Source organism: Salinimicrobium marinum (assembly GCF_014651535.1).
Lineage (GTDB): Bacteria > Bacteroidota > Bacteroidia > Flavobacteriales > Flavobacteriaceae > Salinimicrobium > Salinimicrobium marinum.
Genome location: NZ_BMXB01000005.1, coordinates 113,499 through 135,867 on the forward strand (window position 1 = coordinate 113,499; position 22,369 = coordinate 135,867).

General features: G+C 42.5%; 20 protein-coding genes. 11 read left to right on the top strand and 9 right to left on the bottom strand.

All coding sequences use genetic code 11. From position 1 onward, the window contains the following. Window positions 1–65 precede the first annotated feature (65 nt). Genes rnc through IE056_RS08865 form a run of 3 tightly spaced genes read right to left on the bottom strand, consistent with a single transcriptional unit; the run spans window position 66 to window position 2,328 of the window. Window positions 66–812 (bottom strand): ribonuclease III, encoded by a 747-nt coding sequence (rnc, locus tag IE056_RS08855; RefSeq protein ID WP_189604353.1) that lies wholly within the window; start codon window positions 810–812, stop codon window positions 66–68. A gap of 9 nt (window positions 813–821) precedes the next feature. Continuing rightward, window positions 822–2,075, bottom strand: a complete 1,254-nt coding sequence (gene fabF, locus IE056_RS08860) for a beta-ketoacyl-ACP synthase II (RefSeq protein ID WP_189604354.1) — start codon at window positions 2,073–2,075, stop codon at window positions 822–824. Window positions 2,076–2,091: 16 nt separating this feature from the next. Beyond that, the gene (locus tag IE056_RS08865; RefSeq protein WP_013069791.1) at window positions 2,092–2,328 is read right to left on the bottom strand and encodes an acyl carrier protein; all 237 of its coding nucleotides are present in this window, start codon (window positions 2,326–2,328) and stop codon (window positions 2,092–2,094) included. A gap of 148 nt (window positions 2,329–2,476) precedes the next feature. On the opposite strand from IE056_RS08865, the gene purN reads away from it, so the two are divergent. From purN to IE056_RS08890, 5 genes are all read left to right on the top strand, one after another. Further along, on the top strand, window positions 2,477–3,079 hold the full coding sequence (gene purN, locus IE056_RS08870) for a phosphoribosylglycinamide formyltransferase (RefSeq protein WP_189604355.1): 603 nt from the start codon (window positions 2,477–2,479) through the stop codon (window positions 3,077–3,079). Beyond that, the gene (gene rnhA, locus IE056_RS08875; protein ID WP_189604356.1) at window positions 3,072–3,557 is read left to right on the top strand and encodes a ribonuclease HI; all 486 of its coding nucleotides are present in this window, start codon (window positions 3,072–3,074) and stop codon (window positions 3,555–3,557) included. The genes purN and rnhA overlap by 8 nt, the downstream gene beginning before the upstream one ends. Before the next feature lie 135 nt (window positions 3,558–3,692). Beyond that, the gene (locus IE056_RS08880; RefSeq protein WP_189604357.1) at window positions 3,693–4,616 is read left to right on the top strand and encodes a PfkB family carbohydrate kinase; all 924 of its coding nucleotides are present in this window, start codon (window positions 3,693–3,695) and stop codon (window positions 4,614–4,616) included. Window positions 4,617–4,677: 61 nt separating this feature from the next. Beyond that, a complete protein-coding gene (locus IE056_RS08885) occupies window positions 4,678–6,576 on the top strand; it encodes an amidophosphoribosyltransferase (RefSeq protein ID WP_189604358.1) in 1,899 nt (632 codons plus the stop codon). 506 nt (window positions 6,577–7,082) lie between these two features. Next, on the top strand, window positions 7,083–8,708 hold the full coding sequence (locus IE056_RS08890) for an aspartate:alanine exchanger family transporter (protein WP_229793711.1): 1,626 nt from the start codon (window positions 7,083–7,085) through the stop codon (window positions 8,706–8,708). Window positions 8,709–9,048: 340 nt separating this feature from the next. On the opposite strand, the gene IE056_RS08895 is transcribed toward IE056_RS08890, so the two are convergent. The 6 genes from IE056_RS08895 to IE056_RS08920 form a co-directional block, all read right to left on the bottom strand. Next, window positions 9,049–10,302, bottom strand: a complete 1,254-nt coding sequence (locus tag IE056_RS08895) for a sodium ion-translocating decarboxylase subunit beta (protein WP_229793712.1) — start codon at window positions 10,300–10,302, stop codon at window positions 9,049–9,051. Between the two features lie 60 nt (window positions 10,303–10,362). Then, on the bottom strand, window positions 10,363–10,791 hold the full coding sequence (locus IE056_RS08900; RefSeq protein ID WP_189604359.1) for a biotin/lipoyl-containing protein: 429 nt from the start codon (window positions 10,789–10,791) through the stop codon (window positions 10,363–10,365). A 12-nt stretch (window positions 10,792–10,803) separates the two neighbouring features. Beyond that, window positions 10,804–11,160 carry an OadG family protein gene (locus tag IE056_RS08905; protein ID WP_189604360.1) on the bottom strand — a complete coding sequence of 119 codons (357 nt, stop codon included), beginning with the start codon at window positions 11,158–11,160 and terminating at the stop codon, window positions 10,804–10,806. 11 nt (window positions 11,161–11,171) lie between these two features. Continuing rightward, on the bottom strand, window positions 11,172–12,731 hold the full coding sequence (locus IE056_RS08910; protein WP_189604361.1) for an acyl-CoA carboxylase subunit beta: 1,560 nt from the start codon (window positions 12,729–12,731) through the stop codon (window positions 11,172–11,174). Between the two features lie 3 nt (window positions 12,732–12,734). Continuing rightward, window positions 12,735–13,151 (bottom strand): methylmalonyl-CoA epimerase, encoded by a 417-nt coding sequence (gene mce / locus IE056_RS08915; RefSeq protein ID WP_189604362.1) that lies wholly within the window; start codon window positions 13,149–13,151, stop codon window positions 12,735–12,737. Window positions 13,152–13,227: 76 nt separating this feature from the next. Further along, window positions 13,228–13,368 (bottom strand): hypothetical protein, encoded by a 141-nt coding sequence (locus IE056_RS08920; RefSeq protein WP_189604363.1) that lies wholly within the window; start codon window positions 13,366–13,368, stop codon window positions 13,228–13,230. A 552-nt stretch (window positions 13,369–13,920) separates the two neighbouring features. Between IE056_RS08920 and IE056_RS08925 the strand changes: the two genes are divergently transcribed. From IE056_RS08925 to IE056_RS08950, 6 genes are all read left to right on the top strand, one after another. Next, a complete protein-coding gene (locus IE056_RS08925; protein ID WP_189604364.1) occupies window positions 13,921–15,312 on the top strand; it encodes a methylmalonyl-CoA mutase subunit beta in 1,392 nt (463 codons plus the stop codon). Between the two features lie 10 nt (window positions 15,313–15,322). Continuing rightward, window positions 15,323–17,437, top strand: coding sequence for a methylmalonyl-CoA mutase (scpA, locus tag IE056_RS08930; RefSeq protein ID WP_189604365.1), 2,115 nt, complete (start codon window positions 15,323–15,325; stop codon window positions 17,435–17,437). Between the two features lie 36 nt (window positions 17,438–17,473). Then, complete coding sequence (locus IE056_RS08935; protein WP_189604366.1) at window positions 17,474–18,751, top strand: acetyl-CoA hydrolase/transferase family protein; 1,278 nt, start codon at window positions 17,474–17,476, stop codon at window positions 18,749–18,751. Window positions 18,752–19,019: 268 nt separating this feature from the next. Further along, on the top strand, window positions 19,020–19,691 hold the full coding sequence (locus tag IE056_RS08940) for a succinate dehydrogenase cytochrome b subunit (protein ID WP_189604367.1): 672 nt from the start codon (window positions 19,020–19,022) through the stop codon (window positions 19,689–19,691). 2 nt (window positions 19,692–19,693) lie between these two features. Continuing rightward, window positions 19,694–21,610 (top strand): fumarate reductase/succinate dehydrogenase flavoprotein subunit, encoded by a 1,917-nt coding sequence (locus IE056_RS08945; protein ID WP_189604406.1) that lies wholly within the window; start codon window positions 19,694–19,696, stop codon window positions 21,608–21,610. 8 nt (window positions 21,611–21,618) lie between these two features. Further along, window positions 21,619–22,365 (top strand): succinate dehydrogenase/fumarate reductase iron-sulfur subunit, encoded by a 747-nt coding sequence (locus IE056_RS08950; protein ID WP_189604368.1) that lies wholly within the window; start codon window positions 21,619–21,621, stop codon window positions 22,363–22,365. Window positions 22,366–22,369 lie beyond the last annotated feature (4 nt).

Below are 22,369 nucleotides of genomic sequence, written 5' to 3' on the forward strand. Positions count from 1 at the left end.
ATAGGGTTAAAAATTAAATTTATGACACTAAATCTTCCCTAATATTACGAAAACGTTATAGTTTTCTAAGAATCTGAATTGGTGGGGATCCTGTTCTGAAAAGCGTAATATGCTCTTCGAGCAGCTTTTTCTTCAGCTTTTTTCTTGGAAGTTGCACGGGCTTTTGCCACTACCCGGTTTTCAATTCTAAGCTTTACGGCAAAATGTTTTATTTCATCTTTTCCGGTGTCTTCATACACTTCAAAGTTGAAATCCTTTTTTTCTTTCTGGCACCATTCTATCAATAAGCCCTTATAACTAATAACAGTGCCTTCAAGTTGTTCTATATCTACATAAGGTGCTATAACCCTTTCATAGATGAATCTTTTACAGTATTTGTATCCTCGGTCAAGATAAATAGCACCTACCAGCGCTTCAAACAGATTACCGTGAATATTTGCCCCAAATTGCTCACTGGAGATATTGGTTTGTATGTGTTCCAACAATCCAAGATCTTTCCCCAATTCATTTAAATGTTTACGGCTTACGATCTTTGAACGCATTTTGGTAAGATAGCCTTCGTTTCCTCCGGGAACTTCTTTAAAAAGATGTGAGGCTATAACCGCACTTAACATAGCATCGCCAAGGAATTCCATCCTCTCAAAATTGATAGCATTACCATCTTCATCCTTTTTATTGAGGGACCTGTGAGTAAAGGCTTTTTTGTAATGGCCGATATTCTTTGGCTTGAAACCAACTATTTTAGAGATGGCAATAAAAAAATTCCCGCCTTTAGAAGAACGGGAATTTAATATATTTCGAATAACACTCATTGCAGAATTTTATTCGTCAAATTTTTTAAATAATACACAGGCGTTATGACCTCCAAAACCAAAGGTGTTGCTCATCGCTACCTTTACATCTCTTTTTTGTGCCGTGTTAAGTGTTAAATTCAATTCCGGGTCGATATTCTCATCAGGTGTTTCGTGGTTAATAGTCGGAGGAATGATTCCGTGCTTCATTGCAAGAATGGAAGCGATGGCCTCAATAGCTCCGGCCGCACCAAGAAGGTGACCAGTCATCGACTTTGTGGAATTAATATTTATCTTCTTTGCATGCTCCCCAAAAACTTTTTTGATCGCTTTCAATTCGGCTACATCTCCTAATGGTGTGGAGGTTCCATGTGTATTTATAGCGTCAACTTCTTCGGGCTTCATACCGGCATTTCTAAGGCAGGCCTCCATTACGGCAATCACTCCAATTCCTTCGGGGTGTGGTGCTGTCATATGGTGTGCATCAGAGGATAAACCTCCACCTACAACTTCTGCATAGATCTTCGCTCCTCTTGCTTTCGCATGCTCATATTCTTCAAGGATCAAAGCACCCGCACCTTCTCCCAATACAAATCCATCGCGGTTCGCATCAAAAGGCCTTGAGGCTGTTTCGGGACTATCATTTCGGGTGGAAAGGGCATGCATGGCATTAAACCCTCCCATTCCTGCAGGAGCAACTGCTGCTTCAGATCCTCCGGTAACTATGATATCACTAGTACCTAACCTAATCGTATTCAAGGCATCTATCAATGCATTGGCTGCCGAAGCACACGCCGAAACGGTAGTATAGTTAGGTCCCATAAACCCATGCCTGATCGAGATATGCCCGGGGGCGATATCTGCAATCATCTTAGGTATGAAAAACGGATTAAAACGGGGTGTCCCGTCACCTTTACCAAAAGCAAGAACCTCATCCTGGAAAGTCTCCAGTCCTCCAATTCCTGCTCCCCAGATCACACCTACACGAAGTTTGTCAATTGCATCAAGATCTAATCCTGAATCTTTGATAGCCTCATCTGAAGCTACCAAAGCATATTGTGCAAACTTATCAAGTTTTCTGGCTTCCTTGCGGTCGAAGTAATCCTCAACATTGAAGTTTTTGAGCTCACAAGCGAATTTAGTTTTGAACTTTTCCGTATCAAAATACGTAATAGGCGCAGAACCACTCTTTCCATTCTTTAATGCGTCCCAATATTCTTCAATATCGTTTCCAATGGGGGTAAGTGCACCTAATCCTGTTACTACAACTCGCTTTAACTCCATATGGGTGTATTACTTTTTATTTTTTTGCGTCCTCGATATAAGAAATTGCCTGACCAACAGTAGCAATGTTTTCAGCCTGGTCGTCCGGAATTTGAATATCGAATTCTTTTTCGAATTCCATGATCAATTCAACAGTGTCTAATGAATCAGCGCCCAAGTCGTTGGTGAAGCTAGCTTCGTTTACTACTTCGTTCTCGTCAACGCCTAATTTGTCAACGATAATCGCTTTTACTCTTGATGCAATGTCTGACATAATATTTGATTTTAATTTTTAATTAAGTGGCAAAAATAAAAAACTTTATTTTAAAACCTGTTTTTACTGGAAAAATGTGAAGTTAAATTACGTAATTTTCATTTAAACCCTTTAATTTTACTTCCCAATAATTGTTAATACTTCCGGTTTGACCAGCACAGCTAACACTTCCCAAAAAAGAATAGTCATATTTGCTTCCGGCTCCGGAACCAATGCAGAAAATATTATCAGGTATTTTCAGGAAAATAAAAAAGCAGAGGTAAAAGCTGTTTTCTCCAATAAACGCTCTGCTAAAGTTCTTAAAAGAGCGTACGACCTTGAAGTACAGGCTCTACATTTTGACAGGGTAGCTTTTTATGACACTAATGAAGTGCTGAATGTTTTAAAGGATATGGATCCCGATTTGATCGTTCTCGCCGGATTCCTCTGGGTTTTCCCAAAAAAGATCCTGAAAGAGTTCCCCGATAAGGTAATTAACATCCACCCTGCCCTGCTCCCTAAATACGGCGGAAAAGGAATGTATGGGATGAATGTGCACCAGGCAGTTTTTAATTCCAAAGATGCCGAAACAGGAATTTCCATTCATTATGTCAACGAAAGATACGACGAAGGAAAAACAATTTTCCAGACCTCAACACCCATATCACCCCAAGACACCGCCGAGGAAATCGCCCATAAGATCCATAAGCTGGAATACCAACATTTCCCGAAAGTAATCGAGCAACTGCTTTTTCCTTCCCGTAATGATTGATCCGCAGGTACACGTGTATACAGATGGGGCTGCCAGGGGAAATCCCGGCCCAGGTGGTTACGGTATTGTAATGGAATGGGTAGGCAAACCCTACAAAAAGGAGTTTTCCAAAGGTTATAAACACACCACCAATAATCGTATGGAGCTGTTAGCCGTGATTGATGCTTTAAAAAAGCTCAGAAATCCGGGAACTTCTGTATTGGTCTTTACAGATTCAAAATATGTAGTAGACTCTGTTCAAAAAGGATGGGTATTCAATTGGGAAAAGAAAGGCTTCAAAGACAGGAAGAATATTGACCTCTGGAAAGAATTTTTAAAGGAATACCGGAAACACAAGGTGCATTTTAAATGGATAAAAGGCCATAACAATCATCCCCAGAACGAACGCTGTGATGCGCTTGCAGTAGCTGCTTCAAAGGCTAAAAGACTCCTGCTGGATGAAGGCTTTGAATCTGAAGGAGGAAGTCTCTTTAATTGAAAATACTTGCTGACTAACAGGAGTAATCCAACAGCTACTTCACCCTTTTAAACTATGGCTTCAGTTTTTCAGATTTTATAACTCAACTACCTTTCAAGTTTCCTTATATTTGCACCTCATTTCTTAAAAATACATATGAGTAAATTATTAATAGTGGGAACAGTGGCTTTTGATGCTATTGAAACCCCTTTTGGTAAAACAGATAAAATATTAGGTGGTGCAGCTACCTACATTGGACTTTCGGCTTCTCAATTTGATGTTGAGAGCGCAATAGTGTCAGTTGTAGGAGAAGATTTTCCGCAGGAATACCTTGATATTTTCAGAAAAAGGAACATAGATATTTCAGGCACTGAAATAGTGAAAGGTGGAAAAACTTTCTTCTGGAGCGGAAAATACCACAACGACCTCAATTCCAGAGATACCTTAGATACACAGTTAAATGTGCTGGCAGATTTTAACCCCGTTGTACCGGAAGGTTTTAAATCTCCTGATATTGTAATGCTTGGAAACCTGCATCCCATGGTACAATTGAGCGTCCTGGAACAACTGGAACGTCCCAAACTTGTAGTTCTCGACACCATGAATTTTTGGATGGACAATACCTGGGATGATCTTTTGAAAGTAATTGCTAAAGTAGATGTGGTTACTATTAATGATGAAGAGGCAAGACAACTAACCAACGAACATTCTTTGGTAAGGGCAGCACGAAAAATTGCGGAAATGGGACCAAAATATGTGGTTATTAAAAAAGGGGAACATGGAGCTCTTTTATTCCATGATGAGCAAATTTTCTTTGCCCCGGCTTTACCGTTGGAAGAAGTGTTTGACCCAACAGGAGCAGGAGATACTTTTGCCGGTGGCTTTACCGGATATCTTGCCCATACCGGTGATCTTTCATTCAAGAACATGAAAAATGCTGTTATTTATGGATCCAATCTCGCTTCTTTTTGTGTAGAAAAATTCGGTACAGAAAGAATGCAGGAATTGACCAAAGAAGATGTACATCAACGCCTGGAAGATTTCAAATCTTTAACCCAGTTCCAGATTAAATTAACATAACGCCCTGTAATTTCAGGGCTTTTTTTGTGACAAACAAATCTTTATCCCAAGAAGGAATTTTATGAGTGACGCTATTAAACACGAATGTGGAATTGCCCAGCTAAGGCTGTTAAAACCGCTCGAATACTACAAAAAAAAATACGGCACTGCCTTTTATGGAGTGAACAAGATGTATTTGATGATGGAGAAACAGCACAACCGCGGACAGGATGGTGCTGGTTTTGCAAGTATTAAATTAAATACCACTCCCGGAGACCGCTATATTAGTCGGGTAAGATCTAATGCCGCCCAACCTATTCAGGATATTTTCGCACAAATCAATGCAAGGATCAACGAAGAAATAAATCTTCATCCTGAATTTGCAGATGATGTCGCTCTTCAGAAAAAACATATCCCATACATTGGAGAATTGTTTCTGGGTCATGTACGCTACGGAACTTTTGGAAAAAACAGCGTAGAAGCTGTTCACCCTTTTCTACGCCAGAATAACTGGATGCACCGTAACCTCATCGTCGCCGGAAACTTTAATATGACCAATGTACATCAACTCTTCAACGGATTGGTGGAGCTGGGTCAGCATCCTAAAGAGAAAGCCGATACAGTTACCGTAATGGAAAAAATAGGGCATTTTCTGGATGATGAAGTAAGAAAATTATACAAGAAACTTAAAAAGGAAGGTTACAGCAAAGTAGAAGCTTCACCTCTTATTGCAGAGCAGTTGAATGTTGGGAAAATCCTGAAAAAATCTTCAAAAAACTGGGATGGCGGATATGCCATGGCCGGACTTCTTGGACATGGGGATTCCTTCGTACTGCGGGATCCTGCAGGAATTCGTCCTGCCTATTACTACAAGGATGATGAAGTGATGGTAGTAGCTTCAGAGCGTCCTGTAATTCAGACCGTTTTTAATGTGGATTTCAAAGATGTACATGAATTACCTCCCGGGCACGCGATCATCACCAAAAAAAGCGGAGAGGTTCAGATCAAGAAGATCATTGAGCCACTGGAAAGAAAAGCCTGCTCTTTTGAACGTATTTATTTTTCCCGAGGAAGTGATGCCGAAATATACCAGGAGCGAAAAAACCTTGGTAAATTGCTGATGCCCGATGTTTTAAAAGCCATTGATCACGACACCGTCAATACCGTATTTTCATACATTCCCAATACTGCTGAAACCTCCTTCTACGGAATGGTGGAAGCAGCACAGGATGAACTTAATAAACAAAAAAACGATACCATTCTTGCTGAAAGGGAAAGCCTTACAGATGCCCGGCTTCAGGAAATCCTGGCACACAGGCTAAGGACCGAAAAAATTGCCATAAAAGATGTGAAGCTGCGTACGTTTATTACTGAAGACAGCAGCAGGGACGACCTCGTAGCGCACGTTTACGATGTGACTTACGGAGTGGTGAAGCCCGAAGACAATCTGGTAATTATTGATGACAGTATTGTTCGCGGAACAACCCTAAAGAAGAGTATCATCAAAATGATGGACCGGCTCAACCCGAAACAGATCGTTGTAGTATCTTCTGCCCCTCAGATTCGTTATCCCGATTGCTATGGGATTGACATGGCAAGGCTAGAAGACCTTGTTGCCTTTAGAGCCGCACTAGAACTTCTGGAAGAAAACGGAAAATCGGGTGTCATTGAAGAAGTTTACAAAAAATGTCTTGAGCAGGTTCATTTGGAGGATAATGAAGTAAAAAACTTTGTAAAAGAAATATATGCACCTTTTTCAGCACAACAGATCTCAGATAAGATTGCCGATCTTTTAAGCGAAGAAAGTGTAAAAGCCGAAGTAAAGATCATCTACCAATCTGTTGAAAACCTTCACCAGGCATGTCCCGATAATCTGGGTGACTGGTATTTCACAGGAAATTACCCCACTTTTGGAGGTAATAGAGTGGTTAACAGGGCTTTTATCAACTTCTTTGAAGGGAATAAAGACCGGGCATATTAAAATTTTATGATTGCATTTCGGACAACCTCAAGGACCAATGTGCATTTCGTCTAGTATACAGGTAGTTTATCTAAAAAAAGAGACGAGCTGATTTATATTATCTACTTTAGCTGAGCCATAACATAAGTAGGTTAAGTTCATGGTAGATTTGGGGCAAAAAAGGTGGAGCTATCCACCTTTTTTATTTTCTATACTTCTCATATTGAAGCTTCTATCCTTCCTATTGCCCTTCACACTATTACAACAGCTTCTGAAATTCACATAAGTAGCAAACTGAATTTTTTAAGGTCTGTACTCTTTCAGTACTCTACTCAGAATGAAGCCATTTTACTTTTATAAGATAACGATATAGCAGTTTTTCTCTCTAAAACACTTGTGCAGCATTTAATTGCGTGCTAACTTTCCACTACCAGTTCTCAAAGCCCTAACGTAGAAAAAACATAGGTTTTAGAGGAAAAAATTATAATATTTTCCAGGAGAACAGACGTTTTAACCTATATCATTCCATGACCGATTTCCTGATTGACTTTTTGGGCACAGATTATATTGCACTATTCATCATCATAGGAATTGGAATTCAGCTGGGGCGTATCAGGTTTAAGGGAGTATCTTTTGATTCATCGGCAGTTATTTTTGTAGCAATGCTTTACGGGCATCTACTCCACCTTCAGGAAATAAATTTTGCTCTGCCTCCCATTATTCAGCAGGTAGGCTTGCTGCTGTTCATTTTCACAATAGGTATGCAGGCAGGACCTTCTTTTTTTGAAGTTTTGAAAACACAAGGTAGCAAATTGATCCTGCTTGCCATCGTAGCGGTAGCTACGGGAGCTTTGGTCACAGTCGTTTTCTCTCTTGGATTCGATATTGATTCCCAGATCGCCGCAGGTCTTTTCACCGGTGCCTTGACCAGTACTCCGGGTTTGGCCGCAGCCATAGAAGCCACGCAGTCACCCCTGGCCTCCATAGGGTACGGGATCGCCTATCCGTTTGGAGTGATTGGAGTGATCCTTTTTGTAAAACTTGCTCCAAAAATGCTCCGGGCTAAGCTCGCCAAAGAGGAAGAAAAATTCCTTTCGGAAGCAAGAATGAATACTTCAGAAGTTATCAATCGGAATTTTATCATCACCAATGACAATGTAGACGGAAAATCTCTTAAAGACCTGGACATCAGGATGATGACCAAAGCCAATATTTCCCGTATTATGCGACCCGATGAAGTTTCGGTACCGGCAACTGCAGAAGCCATTTTACGCAAAGGAGATCTGGTAAAAGCTGTAGGCACCGAGGAAGCTCTTAAAAGAGTTGAAGTGCTACTGGGAAAAATAACTGATAAAGAAATTACTCCAAGCGGACTTTATGATGTGAGGTGGTATGTGATATCAAGATATAAAGTAGTGAACAAAACACTGGGGGAATTAAACCTGCAGGACAATTATAAAGCAACTGTCACCCGCATACGCAGGGCAGGGATCGACCTGCCGGCACGCCCCTCTCTTAAATTGCGATTTGGAGACAGGCTGCTTATCTCTTCCAGCACCGGAAATGTAAACTCGCTTTCCTCTCTTTTTGGAGACAGTATGAAAGATGTGGAAACCACCAGTTTTCTTCCTGTAGCTCTGGGAATAGTGGTAGGCCTCCTGCTGGGCGCAATAGAAATCCCTCTTCCGGGAGGCGGATCGTTCTCCCTGGGAATTACGGGTGGAGTTTTAATAGCCGCCCTTGTACTTAGCAGAATCGGAAAAACAGGATCGGTTATCTGGAATTTACCGGTCACGGGAAACCTTATCCTCCGGCAACTCGGACTTCTTCTCTTCCTGACCCCTGTAGGCCTTAGTGCCGGAAGTCAGGTGGGCGTGACGATACAGGAATATGGATTCAGTCTTTTTGGAATTGCTGCGGGAATCACTTTAATTCCCATGATCGTGGTTGTGATCCTTGGCCGCTACTTTATGAACGTGAATTTATTCTCTCTTTTAGGAGCTCTCACCGGCGGTATGACAAGTACCCCGGGATTGAGTGCTGTAGATTCCATGACCACCACAGGAGGCCCTCAAATAGCCTACGCGGCTGTATATCCTTTTGCCCTGGTGTTCATTATTATCTGCACCCAGGTGCTGGCATATATTCTTTAATACAAGATTCCCAAAAGTTTTTTCTGATCCATCCGAAAAAGATAAAAAATTCAGTCTTCAAAAATAGCTTCTGAATCACAGCGAATCCTTCTTATGCTACTACTTCAGAAGTTGTTGAGGTCTTCTGTAAAACCTGATTTCTTAGGAATAATCCTCTTCAGAAAAATTGACAGTTTTGTGCAAAAAAAAGCTGTCAAAGAAGCGTTTTCACATCCCCGGTATTTATTCAGATCCGATTACATCTGAAGAAAAAACCACCTGATTTCTGACACCTCAAAAGTCAGATTTCAGAAGGACGTGTTAGAGCTTCTTGACAGCCACTGTTTAACATGAACTAAGATCAACTAAGGAAACTCATCATGATACCCGCCGCAACCGCAGAGCCAATCACTCCGCTCACATTAGGAGCCATGGCATGCATTAGAAGGTGATTTGATGGATCACTCTTCACGCCCTCCATTTGCACTACCCGCGCACTATCGGGAACAGCCGATACTCCGGCCGCACCAATCAGCGGATTGATCTTATTGCCCTCGCTAAGAAACAGGTTCATAATTTTTGCAAAGATGAGCCCACCGGCAGTTGCCAGCACGAAAGATGCCGCACCCAGCAGGAATATTTTAATTGAGCTGGAAGTCAGGAACACACTAGCCTGCGTAGAAGCACCCACGGTAACTCCCAACAGAATGGTTACAATATCGATCATTTTAGTTCTTGCGGTCTCTGCAAGCCTGTCGGTTACTCCACTTTCCTTAAGGATATTTCCGAAAAACAACATTCCTAATAAAGGCATGGCGGTTGGGGAAATGAATGTGGTGAGCAACAGTGCTATGATTGGAAACAGCATTTTTTCCAACTTAGACACGGCACGGGGCGGCTTCATTCTTATTTTCCGCTCTTTTTTGGAAACAAGCAGTTTCATGATAGGCGGCTGAATTACCGGTACCAGAGCCATGTAAGAATAGGCAGCAATGGCAATACTACCTATTAACTGCGGAGCCAGCTTGGCCGATGCAAAGATGGCCGTAGGTCCATCGGCACCACCAATGATGGAAATCGCACCTGCTTCGTGAATTTCAAAACCCAGTGCAACAGCTCCAATAAAGGTCCCGAATACGCCTATTTGGGCGGCAGCACCTAGCAGCATGAGCTTGGGACTGGAAATGAGGGAAGAGAAATCTGTCATCGCACCTATTCCCAAAAATATGAGCGGCGGATAGATCCCCTGGGTGACCCCAAAATATAAATAACTGAGGACAGATCCTTCTTCATAGATCCCCACGCCCACTCCAGGCTGAAAAGGTATGTTTCCTAAAAGAATACCTGTTCCAATTGGAATAAGCAATAAAGGTTCATAATCATACTTTATAGCCAGGAAAATAAAGAACAGACCCACGGCGATCATAATGAGGTTTCCAATACTAGCGTTTGCAAACCCGGTGTAGTCCCAGAATTGTTCCAGTCCTCTTAAAAGTCCGCTACCACTCTCAGAAGCTTCCGGCACAAGATTTTGAGCCATCAAATTCCCTCCTGCCATCAGCGGAATGAGGTATAAGATGCCCAGTATAACAAAAATGGTGATGAATTTTTTCACAATAATAAAATTTAAGATTCCGAAGCTTTTCAGCTTCTTTGATTCAGTATGAGGCAAACATTAACCTATCACCAGCAGAAGGTCATTTTGAAGCACAGAGTCTCCTTCTTTTATTTTCAGGTCCTTGATCACACCTGCTTCATCGGCCAGAATATGGTTCTCCATTTTCATCGCCTCCAGGATAAGTAATTCATCCCCTTTAGCGACGCTGTCCCCTTCTTTCACCTTCAGTTTGAATATACTCCCCGGAAGTGGTGCCAGGACCTGGAAACCTCCCGAAGATTCCAGTTTTTTAATTTGCCCTTCTCCCGGTTGACGCGCCACTTTTTCCCGCACCAGTTTAGGCGTTTTCATAGGTTTTCTGTTCTCTAGTTGAACTTCCACCTTATATTCTGTTCCATTCACCTGAATGGTTGCCACCTCTTCATCAAATTCCTTGAGGTGAACCGAATAGTTGTTCCCGTTTATTTTAAAATCGAACTTTTTCATTATTATTTGGCTTTACCTTGGGTTATTGTTGACTCCGTAAATTTTTGAGCTCCAGGGGGAATAAGTACGCGAAACCCGTTTTATCGTGATAATGCCACTCTCTTCATCATGTTGCTCCTTAAAGTAAAGGCTTAATGCCATACCAATAGCAGCACTCACTTCTCCCGAGAGGTACTTTTCACCTTCCGGATCTTTGGAATTATAATTCACTTTCTTCTCCTTTTTCCTGAACTTAAAATTCAGAAAATTGGGTAGGTTTTTAAAGACAAACACCAGCAGTACCAGCGCTATAAACACCACCGTATATCCTACCGCTGTGATGATCCATATTTCTGACCAGTCCACTGCTAAACTTTCTACATCATTCATATCTGAAAGGTTTATAAAGGAATATTGGAATGTTTCTTTGGCGGATTGGTGAGCTTTTTGGTTTGCAGGGTTTGCAGTCCTCTAATAATCCTGAACCTGGTGTTCCTCGGCTCAATTACATCGTCTATATACCCAAAGGCAGCCGCCTCGTAAGGATTGGCAAATTTCTCCTTGTATTCTGCTTCTTTTTGGAGTTTATATTGCGCTCTTTCTTCAGGGTCTTCTATGCTGCTCATCGCCCTTCCTTCCAACACCTCAATTGCTCCGGAAGCACCCATTACGGCAATTTCTGCTGAAGGCCAGGCGTAGTTAAGATCTCCCCGCAACTGTTTACAACTCATCACATCATGTGCCCCGCCGTAAGATTTTCTAAGGGTGATGGTTATTTTCGGTACGGTCGCCTCTCCATAGGCAAACATTAATTTTGCACCATGAATGATTATGCCGGCATACTCCTGACCACTACCAGGAAGGAAACCCGGAACATCTACCAGGGTGAGAATCGGAATATTAAAAGCATCACAAAACCGAACGAATCTGGCAGCTTTTCTGGAGGCATCACTATCAAGGACTCCGGCTAGAAAATTTGGCTGATTTGCCACAATTCCAACAGATTCCCCGTTCATCCTTGCACAACCTACAATGATATTCTTGGCATAATTTCTATGAACCTCCAGAAACTCTCCTTCATCCACGATACTGTAGATCACTTCCTGCATATCGTAAGGCTGATTCGGATTATCAGGGATGATGGTGTTTAAATAATCATCCATTCTATCTATAGGATCGCTTGTACTGAAAATGGGCGCCTCTTCCAGATTATTCTGCGGCAGATAAGAAAGTAACTTCCGAATAAGAAGAAGTCCGTTTTCTTCCGAAGAAACTTTAAAATGCGATACCCCGGATTTAGAAGCGTGTACATTAGCTCCACCCAGGTTTTCCACACTTATATCCTCTCCGGTTACTGTTTTCACCACTTTTGGGCCGGTCACGAACATATAGCTGTTCTCTTCGGTCATCATAACAAAATCTGTAAGGGCCGGGGAATAAACGGCTCCCCCCGCACAGGGACCAAAAATGGCTGAGATCTGCGGAATAACTCCCGAAGCGAGAATGTTGCGTTCAAAGATCTCGGCATATCCCGCAAGGGACGTAACCCCTTCCTGGATACGTGCACCTCCACTGTCATTGATCCCAATAAGCGGTGCCCCTGCTTTCATCGCCATATCCATTACTTTACAGATCTTAAGTGCAAAGGTTTCGGATAGAGAGCCACCAAAAACAGTGAAATCCTGGGAAAACACATATACCACGCGGCCATCTATAGTACCGTGTCCTGTGACCACCCCATCTCCAAGCACCTTATTGTTATCCATTCCAAAATTGGTACAGCGGTGAGTTACGAACATATCGAATTCCTCAAAACTGCCATCATCCAGCAGAATATCAATTCTTTCGCGAGCTGTTAATTTACCTTTTGCATGCTGGGCATCAATCCTCTTCTGGCCTCCCCCTAACCGGGCGGTTTCCCTTTTTTGGATCAGTTGATTTACTTTATCCTGACTTGACATCGCTTATTTATTTATATTTGGTTCTTCACATAATTCGGTCAAAACCCCAAAGGTTGATTTGGGGTGGAGAAAAGCAATTTCAAGGCCTTCTGCCCCCTTTCGGGGCTTTGAATCAATTAACCGCACTCCTTTTTCTTCCATTGTTGTCAAATTCCCCGAAAGATCATTGACAGCAAAAGCAAGATGATGCACGCCCTGACCTTTCTTCTCAATAAATTTTCCAATAGGGCCATCGGGATCTGTAGATTCCAGCAGTTCAATCTTCGTCTGGCCAACTTTAAAAAAAGCTGTTTTCACCTTTTGATCCTTTACCTCTTCTATCGAGTAACATTTGAAACCAAAAATTTTTTCATAAAAGGGAATGGCTTCCTCCAGGCTTTCCACAGCTATACCTATATGTTCAATGTGTGTTGGTCCCATAATTCTAGATTTACATTATTATTTATCTTCAGTTTTTAGCTAAAAAAACCGCATAATTGCGGTTTTTAAATTCTTTTTAAAAGTTTTTTCTTCCCATCACATATTCTTCGGGTAAAGGAATTGAGATGAGAATATTTTCCATTGGGAATTCCAGCGATCTGAATTGATTATTCTGAAGCTGAAATACCATTTCTATAAGTTTAAAATTTTTTTTCATGGCGGTAAGAATTGTTCTATAAAGATAAAGAATTGTTAACTTTCATAATATCTATTTCGAGAATATTTTTTTTATAAAAATATCGCTTAACATCAGTAATAATAAGGCTTTACCTCTTAAATAAACATGATAAATATCATCTTTCCAAGAAGGTTATTAACCACAACCTTTTCTTAAAAAAATGTGAATTTTTAATGATTTTTTGATTCTCAATCCAAAGCAAATGAGTAAATTTATAGAGCGATTTATGGAAGGATAAAGTCAATTTTTTGATTCCATGTTTTCAGTGTTTTGATCACCTTAAATAAATAGGTTTTGAACTTCAGGTTTTCCCACATAAAGGACCTGGTTCCGGCTCCACACTTCAATTTAATGCCGGATCTTCTGACGATAGTAAATTTTCTTCAGCAGCAAAAGATTTTGATCAATCCAAACAGTATTCGCACACCAGATTTTACCACTCATATATTCAGAAGTCTTTTAAATCAACAGTTTCTGAGGAGTCCGTAATCACCTGGCACCATGCAACTAACTTTCGTTAATACTATTAAGATGAAAGACACATTATTCAAAGAATTCCCGGAAGTATCTCGGGAACAATGGAAACAGCAAATCCTGTCGGACCTTAAGGGTGCCGATTACAATGAGAAGCTTGTCTACAAATCCCGTGACGGAATAGACATACAACCTTTTTATCATCCAGATGATTTTGAGGAAACGGAGCAGCCTGCTCCTCCGGGGAAATGGAGGGTTTGTGAAAAAATCACTGCAGTTAGCGCTGGTGAAGCGAATACGAAAGCAAAAGAAGTCCTTGAAAAAGGAGCTGAAAGCCTTTGGTTTGTAATCCCTTCTGAAACAATAGAACCGCAAATCCTTTTATCGGGAATAAATCTAAAAGAAACTCCCCTCTTTCTGGAACCTCAATTCCTGTCTGAAAAATATTTTATCCTGTTACAAAAATATCTGAAGGATAAAGAGAATAAAGTATATCTACAGACCGATATCCTTGGAAACCTGGCCAAAACCGGAAACTGGTATTTTGATTCACAGCAGGACCACAAAATCCTGGAAAACAGGATCAAAATATCTTCCGGATTTAAATCTGTGGTGAGTATTGATGCTAGCCTTTACCAAAATGCAGGCGCAACCATCCCCGAGCAATTGGCTTTTTCCCTGGCTCATGTCAATGAATATTTAAATTACCTTGATTACAGGGCAGCTGGTTTAAATGATTTCCAACCCCTTTTCAAAATAGCATCGGGTGGTAATTATTTCTTTGAAATTGCCAAAGTAAAGGCACTGCGATGGCTGTACGCAAGTTTGGCCGGTGAATATTATCTTCCTAAGGACTGCTATATCCTTGCACAACCTACACTTCGGGATAAAACGCTGTATGACTACAACGTGAACCTGCTTCGCACCACTACCGAAAGCATGAGTGCCATTCTTGGCGGTGCAGATGCAGTGTGCAATTTGGCCTATGATCATATTTTCCACAATAACAACGACTTTGGGGAAAGGATTGCCCGAAATCAGTTACTCGTAATGAAAAATGAAGCCTACCTTGACAAAGTAGCGAATCCTGCCGACGGGGCTTATTACATTGAAAGCCTTACCAGGCAGTTTGCCAAAGCCGCTCTCGAAATCTTCAAAAAGATAGAAGCCGGTGGTGGTTTTCTAAAGCAACTGGAAGCCGGAATTATTCAGAAACAAATAAAAGAGAGTGCCGAAAAAGAACAACAACAGTTTGATAACGGAGAATTGATCCTGATAGGCACTAACAAATTTCCAAATCCGGAAGACAGAATGAGTAGCGATCTGGAAAAAGATCCTTTCTACAACAGTATTTTCGGCAGCCCGATTTTAGAACCTATTCCTGAAAGAAGGCTCAGTGAAAGAGCTGAAAAGGAAAGGCTGGAAAAGGAAAAAACAGTTCTCACTTAAAGCAATGGCCATGGAAAGAAAGAATCTTCAAAATATTAGCCTTAAAGAAACACCAGCTCCAAAAAGAGCTGCTGCTCCCGATTCTCCGGAAAATGCAGTGAAAAAATCATATTCCAAAAAAGATGTAGAAGAGTTGCAGCATCTAAAATATGCCGCAGGAATTGCCCCTTTCCTGCGCGGTCCCTACAGCACCATGTATGTAATGAGGCCGTGGACCATTCGCCAGTATGCCGGTTTCTCTACTGCAGAAGAAAGCAATGCTTTTTACCGCAGAAACCTGGCTGCAGGACAAAAAGGCCTCTCGGTAGCATTTGACCTTCCCACCCACCGAGGTTATGACAGTGATCATGAAAGAGTGGTTGGTGATGTGGGAAAAGCGGGGGTTGCGATCGATTCGGTAGAGGACATGAAAATACTCTTCGACCAGATCCCGCTGGACCAGATGTCGGTATCTATGACGATGAACGGAGCCGTGCTTCCGGTCCTCGCATTTTACATCGTTGCCGCCGAAGAACAGGGTGTAAAGCCAGAACTGCTTTCAGGAACGATTCAAAATGACATTTTAAAGGAGTTTATGGTGCGGAATACCTACATCTATCCTCCTACCCCTTCGATGAAGATCATTTCAGATATTTTTGAATATACTTCCAAAAATATGCCCCGGTTCAACAGTATTAGTATTTCCGGATATCACATGCAGGAAGCCGGTGCCACCAGTGAGATCGAACTGGCTTACACTCTGGCAGACGGACTTGAATACATAAGAAAGGGACTGGCTGCCGGCATGGAAATTGATAGTTTTGCACCGCGTTTATCCTTTTTCTGGGCAATCGGACTGGACCATTTTACAGAGATTGCAAAAATGCGTGCCGCCCGAATGCTTTGGGCGAAACTCGTGAAACAGTTTAATCCCAAAAATGAAAAATCCCTTGCCCTTAGAACACATTCCCAAACCAGCGGATGGAGTTTGACAGAGCAGGATCCTTTCAACAATGTGGCACGCACCTGTATTGAAGCCGCAGCCGCTGCTTTTGGCGGAACACAAAGTCTGCACACCAATGCGCTGGATGAAGCCATTGCTCTTCCCACCGATTTTTCTGCAAGAATAGCACGGAATACTCAGTTACACCTGCAACTGGAAACCCAGATCACCAAAACGGTAGATCCATGGGCCGGCAGTTATTACGTAGAATCTTTAACCGATAAGATCGCCACTAAAGCCTGGGAACTGATTCAGGAAGTGGAGGAACTCGGCGGAATGACCAAGGCCATTGAAGCAGGAATCCCCAAACTCCGGATCGAAGAAGCTTCCGCAGTAAAACAAGCCCGAATAGACAGCGGGCAGGATATTATTGTGGGAGTAAATAAGTACCGAAGGGAAAAAGAAGATGCAATGGTCACCCTGGAAGTCGACAACCAGACAGTAAGAAAGCAGCAGATAGAGCGCTTAGAAAAGCTAAGAACAGAAAGAAATTCTGAAAAAGTAACCTCAGCACTCAATAAATTAACCGAAGCCGCCGCTTCTGAAAATGATAACCTGTTGGCCCTGGCTGTTGAAGCTGCAAGGGAGAGAGCAACCCTTGGAGAAATCAGTGATGCGCTCGAAAAAGTGTATGGCAGGTACAAAGCAAAAATCCAATCCTTTAACGGAGTATACTCACGAGAAATGAAGGAAGACACCTCTTTTAGCAAAGCCCGGGAAATGGCAAATTACTTTGCCGAGAAAGAAGGCCGCCGTCCAAGGGTCATGGTTGCCAAAATGGGTCAAGATGGGCACGACCGCGGCGCAAAAGTAGTTTCTACCGGTTATGCCGATATAGGCTTTGATGTAGACATTGGACCATTGTTCCAAACTCCCGCCGAAGCTGCCAAACAGGCTGTTGAAAACGATGTTCATATTCTGGGGGTTTCTTCCCTTGCGGCAGGACACAAAACGCTGGTGCCGCAGGTGATTGAGGAACTAAAGAAGTTTGGCCGTGAAGATATCATGGTGATTGTGGGCGGGGTTATTCCGTCCCAGGATTACCAGTATTTGTTTGATGCCGGAGCTGTAGCGGTATTTGGGCCCGGAACCAGGATCAGCGATACCGCTATTCAGTTACTGGAGATCCTTATTGATGAATAGGGGACGTAGCATATTTTACATTCTAACATTACAATTATGACAAATTCTCTAAAATTCGTAACCCCTGCCGAAGCAGTAACCCAGGTAAAATCGGGAGACCGGGTGTTCCTTCACGGAGCTGCCATGACTCCCAATGTCCTGATTGAAGCTCTTTGTGACCGCCACAACGAAGTAAAGGATGTGGAGTTCATCCATATCCATACCGAAGGTGCGGCCAGATATACCACTCCTCCTTTCGACAAATCTTTTAAAACCAACAGTTGCTTCGTAGCAGGAAATGTTCGCAAGGCGGTTAATTCTGAAATCGGTGCTTATATTCCGGTTTTCCTGAGTGAAATCCACCTGCTTTTCAGAAGGAATATTCTTCCCATAGATGTTGCTTTTGTACAGGTTTCTCCGCCAGATGAACACGGATATTGCTCCCTGGGAGTATCGGTAGATGTTACACTACCTGCAGTTCAAACTGCCAAAAAGGTCATCGCGCAGGTAAATCCGCAGGTACCAAGAACCCACGGAGACGGAATTATTCATGTCAGTCAGATCCATTCTGCCATTGCCGTTGATTTTCCAATCCATACGTCAGTAATCACTGCTCCCACAGATATTGAGCAGAAAGTGGGGGAATATGTCGCCGGACTAGTGGAAGACGGGGCCACCCTGCAAATGGGAATCGGAGGCATCCCGAATGTGGTGCTTTCAAAATTAATGAACCACAAAAGACTGGGAATACATACCGAACTTTTTTCAGATGGCGTGCTTCCCCTAATCGAAAAAGGAGTAATAACCGGGGAAGAAAAAAAGATTAAAACCGGAAAAATTGTTACCTGTTTTGCTGCCGGAACACAGAACCTGTATGATTTCATAGATGATAATCCTGTGGTGCATTTCAAAGAAGCAGCGTATACCAATGACACTGCTGTTATTCGACAAAACCCAAAAGTGACTGCTATAAATTCGGCTATTGAAATTGACCTTACTGGTCAGGTGTGCGCAGATACTATCGGAAAATATCATTTTTCTGGCGTGGGCGGACAAATGGATTTCATAAGAGGTGCATCCCTTTCCGAAGGAGGAAAAGCTATTTTCGCCATGCCTTCGGTAACCAATAAAGGTGTTTCCAAGATAGTCCCGTTTCTTAAAGAAGGAGCAGGAGTTACCACCACGAGAGCACACGTGCATTACATAGCAACCGAATATGGCGTAGTAGATCTCTTCGGAAAAAACCTGAAACAACGTGCGAAGGCAATGATATCCATTGCTCATCCCGATCACCGGGAAGCACTGCAAAAAGCCTATTTTGAATTGGCATTTTAGAAGGATGGAACACGGCTGATCAAGAAAATCCTTTTTGATTATTTGAAACAGATGATCTGGATTCCTAGTATCAATTCCGGATCATCATCTTCAACTCCGCTGATTTTAATCAGTAAAAGATTGATATATAATTTATAACTTCGATGGAGATTTATCCCTTTTCAGAAGTAAATCAAAGAATTTTGATTACAATTCTTCAGAAGAAAATAATCCTCTATAAATAGTAAAAATGATATCTGAAATAAAAATTTGGCACTAAAATTCCACTATGATATTTAATAAAAACACACTTACCAGGAAAAATTTAATGGCTCTTACAGGTTTGTTTCTATCCTTTTTTCTCATCATTCATTTAGCCGGAAATTTACAGTTGTTGCTTCCCGCAGAAGAAGCACAGCTGCAATATAATTCGTATAGCCGCTTACTGGGAGGGAACATTTTCGTGAAGTTTGTAGCCTATGTATTATATGCCTGTATTATTGTACACACCATTGATGCCATTTACCTGGGTATAAAAAGTAAAAGAGCAAACGGCCCATCCTATGCAAGAGACCGCAGAGGCAGGGCCAGCAAGTGGTATTCCAGACATATGATGGCACTCGGGATCATCATTTTTGTCTTTTTGGTGATACACTTTAAAGATTTCTGGTACTCCTATAAATTTGGAGAAATGCCGCTTGACATAAACGGAAACAAAGACCTCTACACCCTTGTGGTAGTTGCATTTCAGGAGCTTTGGTATGTGATCCTGTATATCGTGGCCATTATCGCTCTGGGGTATCATTTACTCCACGGAGTTTTTAGTGCCCACAGGACCCTTGGATTATATCATCCATTGTACACGAAAATTGTTAAAATTCTGGGAATTATCTTCGCCGTAGTAATGACTTTCGGTTACATACTTATTCCCGTATATATTTATTTAACCCAGCAATTATGAGCATCACAATCAAAGCGACCATCCCGGAAGGCCCTATAGCCGAAAAATGGAGCAACTATAAGGCAAAAGCAAAACTCGTTAGCCCCAATAACCGGAAAAAACTGGAAGTAATTGTGGTGGGAACAGGACTGGCAGGAGCATCGGCCGCGGCCTCTCTTGCAGAAATGGGATATAATGTGAAAAGTTTTTGTTTTCAGGATTCTGCGAGGAGAGCTCATTCGGTGGCAGCCCAGGGTGGCGTCAATGCTGCCAAGAATTATAAAAATGACGGGGACAGTGTGTACCGCATGTTTTATGACACCCTCAAAGGAGGGGATTTCCGTTCACGGGAAGCTAATACCTACAGACTGGCGGAATGTTCAGCAAGTCTTATAGATCAGGCGGTGGCGCAGGGCGTACCTTTTGGACGGGAATACGGAGGTTATCTTAGAAACCGCTCTTTTGGCGGGGTACAGGTATCGAGAACATTTTATGCCCGTGGACAAACAGGACAACAATTATTATTGGGATCTTACCAGGCACTTTTACGGCAGCAAAACGCCGGAAAAGTAAAATTATACACCCGTCATGAAATGCTGGATATCGTAATGATAGATTGCAAAGCACGCGGGATCATTGCGCGTAATCTGGATACCGGCGCTATTGAGCGGCATGGGGCACACACTGTAGTGTTGGCAACAGGCGGTTTTGGAAAGATCTATTACCTCTCCACCTTGGCGATGGGCTGTAATGCATCAGCTATCTGGAGGGCTCACAAGAAAGGTGCTTTTATGGCAAATCCCAGCTGGACACAAATTCATCCTACCAGCCTACCGCAAAGCGGGGAACATCAATCCAAACTTACGTTGATGTCGGAATCGCTTCGGAATGATGGCCGAATCTGGGTTCCGAAGGATAAAAACGAAACCCGTCTCCCCGGAATTATTCCCGAGGAAGACCGCGATTATTACCTGGAGAGAAAATATCCGGCTTTCGGAAACCTGGCGCCAAGGGATATTGCCTCCAGGGCTGCCAAAGAACAAATTGACCTGGGCAAGGGAGTCGGTCCTTTAAAAAATGCAGTTTACCTCGATTTTGCCAGAGCAATCAAAGAATACGGACAAGAGGTAATTGCAGAACGTTACGGGAATCTCTTTACCATGTACAAGAAAATCACCGGAATAGACGCTTATAAGGAGCCTATGAAGATCTCCCCTGCCGCCCACTTTTCTATGGGAGGTCTGTGGGTGGATTATGATCTTCAGACTTCCATCGCCGGACTTTTCGCCATTGGAGAAGCCAATTTTTCCGACCACGGCGCCAACAGATTGGGTGCAAACTCGCTGTTACAGGCCTGCGTCGACGGATATTTTATTCTTCCGTACACGCTTCAGAATTATTTGGCAGATGAAATAAGAACACCAAAAACAGACATAGATCATCCTGCTTTCAAAGAAACCGAAATGAAGGTGCGGGAGCAGCTGGAAAGCTTCCTCAAATGCAAAGGAAGTAAAACAGCAGAGGAGTTTCACAAAGAACTTGGCAAGGAATTGTATGATAAATGCGGACTCCTGCGCACCAAAGAAGGACTGCAAAAGGCTATTGAAAACATCAAAAAGCTACGAAAAGAATTCCGGGAGAATTTACTCGTGCCGGGAGATGTGGAAGAAGTGAACAGCGAACTGGAGAAAGCAGGAAGGGTTTCAGATTATATGGAACTCGCAGAGCTTATGTGTATTGATGCGCTTCAAAGGGAAGAATCCTGTGGCGCACATTTTAGAGCCGAACATCAAACCGAAGAAGGAGAAGCCCGGCGCGATGATGAAAATTACTGTTATTCTGCCGCCTGGGAATGGACCGGAAATCCATCTTCTCCCGTTTTAAACAAAGAACCTTTAGTTTTTGATACTGTCACACCTACAGTTAGAAGCTACAAATAAAAAATAGTATGAAAATCTATCTAAAAATATGGCGACAAAAAAATAGTCAGAGCAAAGGTGGTTTCGTGGATTATACACTTACTGAGGTTAGCAAAGACATGTCTTTTCTGGAGATGCTCGATATGCTGAACATCCAGCTGGTCAAAAAGGGCGAACGTCCTGTAGAATTTGACCACGACTGCCGGGAAGGTATTTGCGGACAATGCGGTGTTATGATCAACGGAATTGCACACGGGCCATTAAAACACACCACCACCTGCCAGTTGCACATGAGGTCTTTTGAAGATGGCGACACCATTTACGTGGAACCCTTTAAAGCAACCGCTTTTCCAATCGTTAGGGACCTTAAAGTGAACCGCTCTTCCCTGGATCATATCATTGCCTCAGGAGGATATGTGTCGGTTGATACCGGGCAGGCTCCGGAGGCCAACAGCATTCCCGTTACCCATGAACAGGCCGAAGCAGCTTTTGATTCTGCAGCCTGTATTGGCTGTGGTGCCTGTGTGGCAAGTTGTAAAAACTCCAGTGCAGCCCTCTTTACCAGCGCCAAAATTTCTCAACTGGCGCAATTACCGCAGGGAAATAAGGAAACTCCGCAACGCGTGGTGAGTATGGTGAATCAAATGGAGGAGGAAGGTTTTGGCCACTGCTCATTTACAGAAGCCTGCCAGGTAGAATGTCCCGAAGATATTTCGGTACTGAACATTGCGCGCATGAATTACGAATACAACAGGTCACGATTATTAAAGAAGTAATTTT

What these genes read in the sequence shown, in the direction of transcription:
- rnc (WP_189604353.1), bottom strand. Translation starts at nt 812, where the DNA reads ATGAGTGTTATTCGAAATATATTAAATTCCCGTTCTTCTAAAGGCGGG.
- fabF (WP_189604354.1), bottom strand. Translation starts at nt 2,075, where the DNA reads ATGGAGTTAAAGCGAGTTGTAGTAACAGGATTAGGTGCACTTACCCCC.
- IE056_RS08865 (WP_013069791.1), bottom strand. Translation starts at nt 2,328, where the DNA reads ATGTCAGACATTGCATCAAGAGTAAAAGCGATTATCGTTGACAAATTA.
- rnhA (WP_189604356.1), top strand. Translation starts at nt 3,072, where the DNA reads ATGATTGATCCGCAGGTACACGTGTATACAGATGGGGCTGCCAGGGGA.
- IE056_RS08880 (WP_189604357.1), top strand. Translation starts at nt 3,693, where the DNA reads ATGAGTAAATTATTAATAGTGGGAACAGTGGCTTTTGATGCTATTGAA.
- IE056_RS08885 (WP_189604358.1), top strand. Translation starts at nt 4,678, where the DNA reads ATGAGTGACGCTATTAAACACGAATGTGGAATTGCCCAGCTAAGGCTG.
- IE056_RS08890 (WP_229793711.1), top strand. Translation starts at nt 7,083, where the DNA reads ATGACCGATTTCCTGATTGACTTTTTGGGCACAGATTATATTGCACTA.
- IE056_RS08900 (WP_189604359.1), bottom strand. Translation starts at nt 10,791, where the DNA reads ATGAAAAAGTTCGATTTTAAAATAAACGGGAACAACTATTCGGTTCAC.
- IE056_RS08905 (WP_189604360.1), bottom strand. Translation starts at nt 11,160, where the DNA reads ATGAATGATGTAGAAAGTTTAGCAGTGGACTGGTCAGAAATATGGATC.
- IE056_RS08910 (WP_189604361.1), bottom strand. Translation starts at nt 12,731, where the DNA reads ATGTCAAGTCAGGATAAAGTAAATCAACTGATCCAAAAAAGGGAAACC.
- mce (WP_189604362.1), bottom strand. Translation starts at nt 13,151, where the DNA reads ATGGGACCAACACACATTGAACATATAGGTATAGCTGTGGAAAGCCTG.
- IE056_RS08920 (WP_189604363.1), bottom strand. Translation starts at nt 13,368, where the DNA reads ATGAAAAAAAATTTTAAACTTATAGAAATGGTATTTCAGCTTCAGAAT.
- IE056_RS08925 (WP_189604364.1), top strand. Translation starts at nt 13,921, where the DNA reads ATGAAAGACACATTATTCAAAGAATTCCCGGAAGTATCTCGGGAACAA.
- scpA (WP_189604365.1), top strand. Translation starts at nt 15,323, where the DNA reads ATGGAAAGAAAGAATCTTCAAAATATTAGCCTTAAAGAAACACCAGCT.
- IE056_RS08935 (WP_189604366.1), top strand. Translation starts at nt 17,474, where the DNA reads ATGACAAATTCTCTAAAATTCGTAACCCCTGCCGAAGCAGTAACCCAG.
- IE056_RS08940 (WP_189604367.1), top strand. Translation starts at nt 19,020, where the DNA reads ATGATATTTAATAAAAACACACTTACCAGGAAAAATTTAATGGCTCTT.
- IE056_RS08950 (WP_189604368.1), top strand. Translation starts at nt 21,619, where the DNA reads ATGAAAATCTATCTAAAAATATGGCGACAAAAAAATAGTCAGAGCAAA.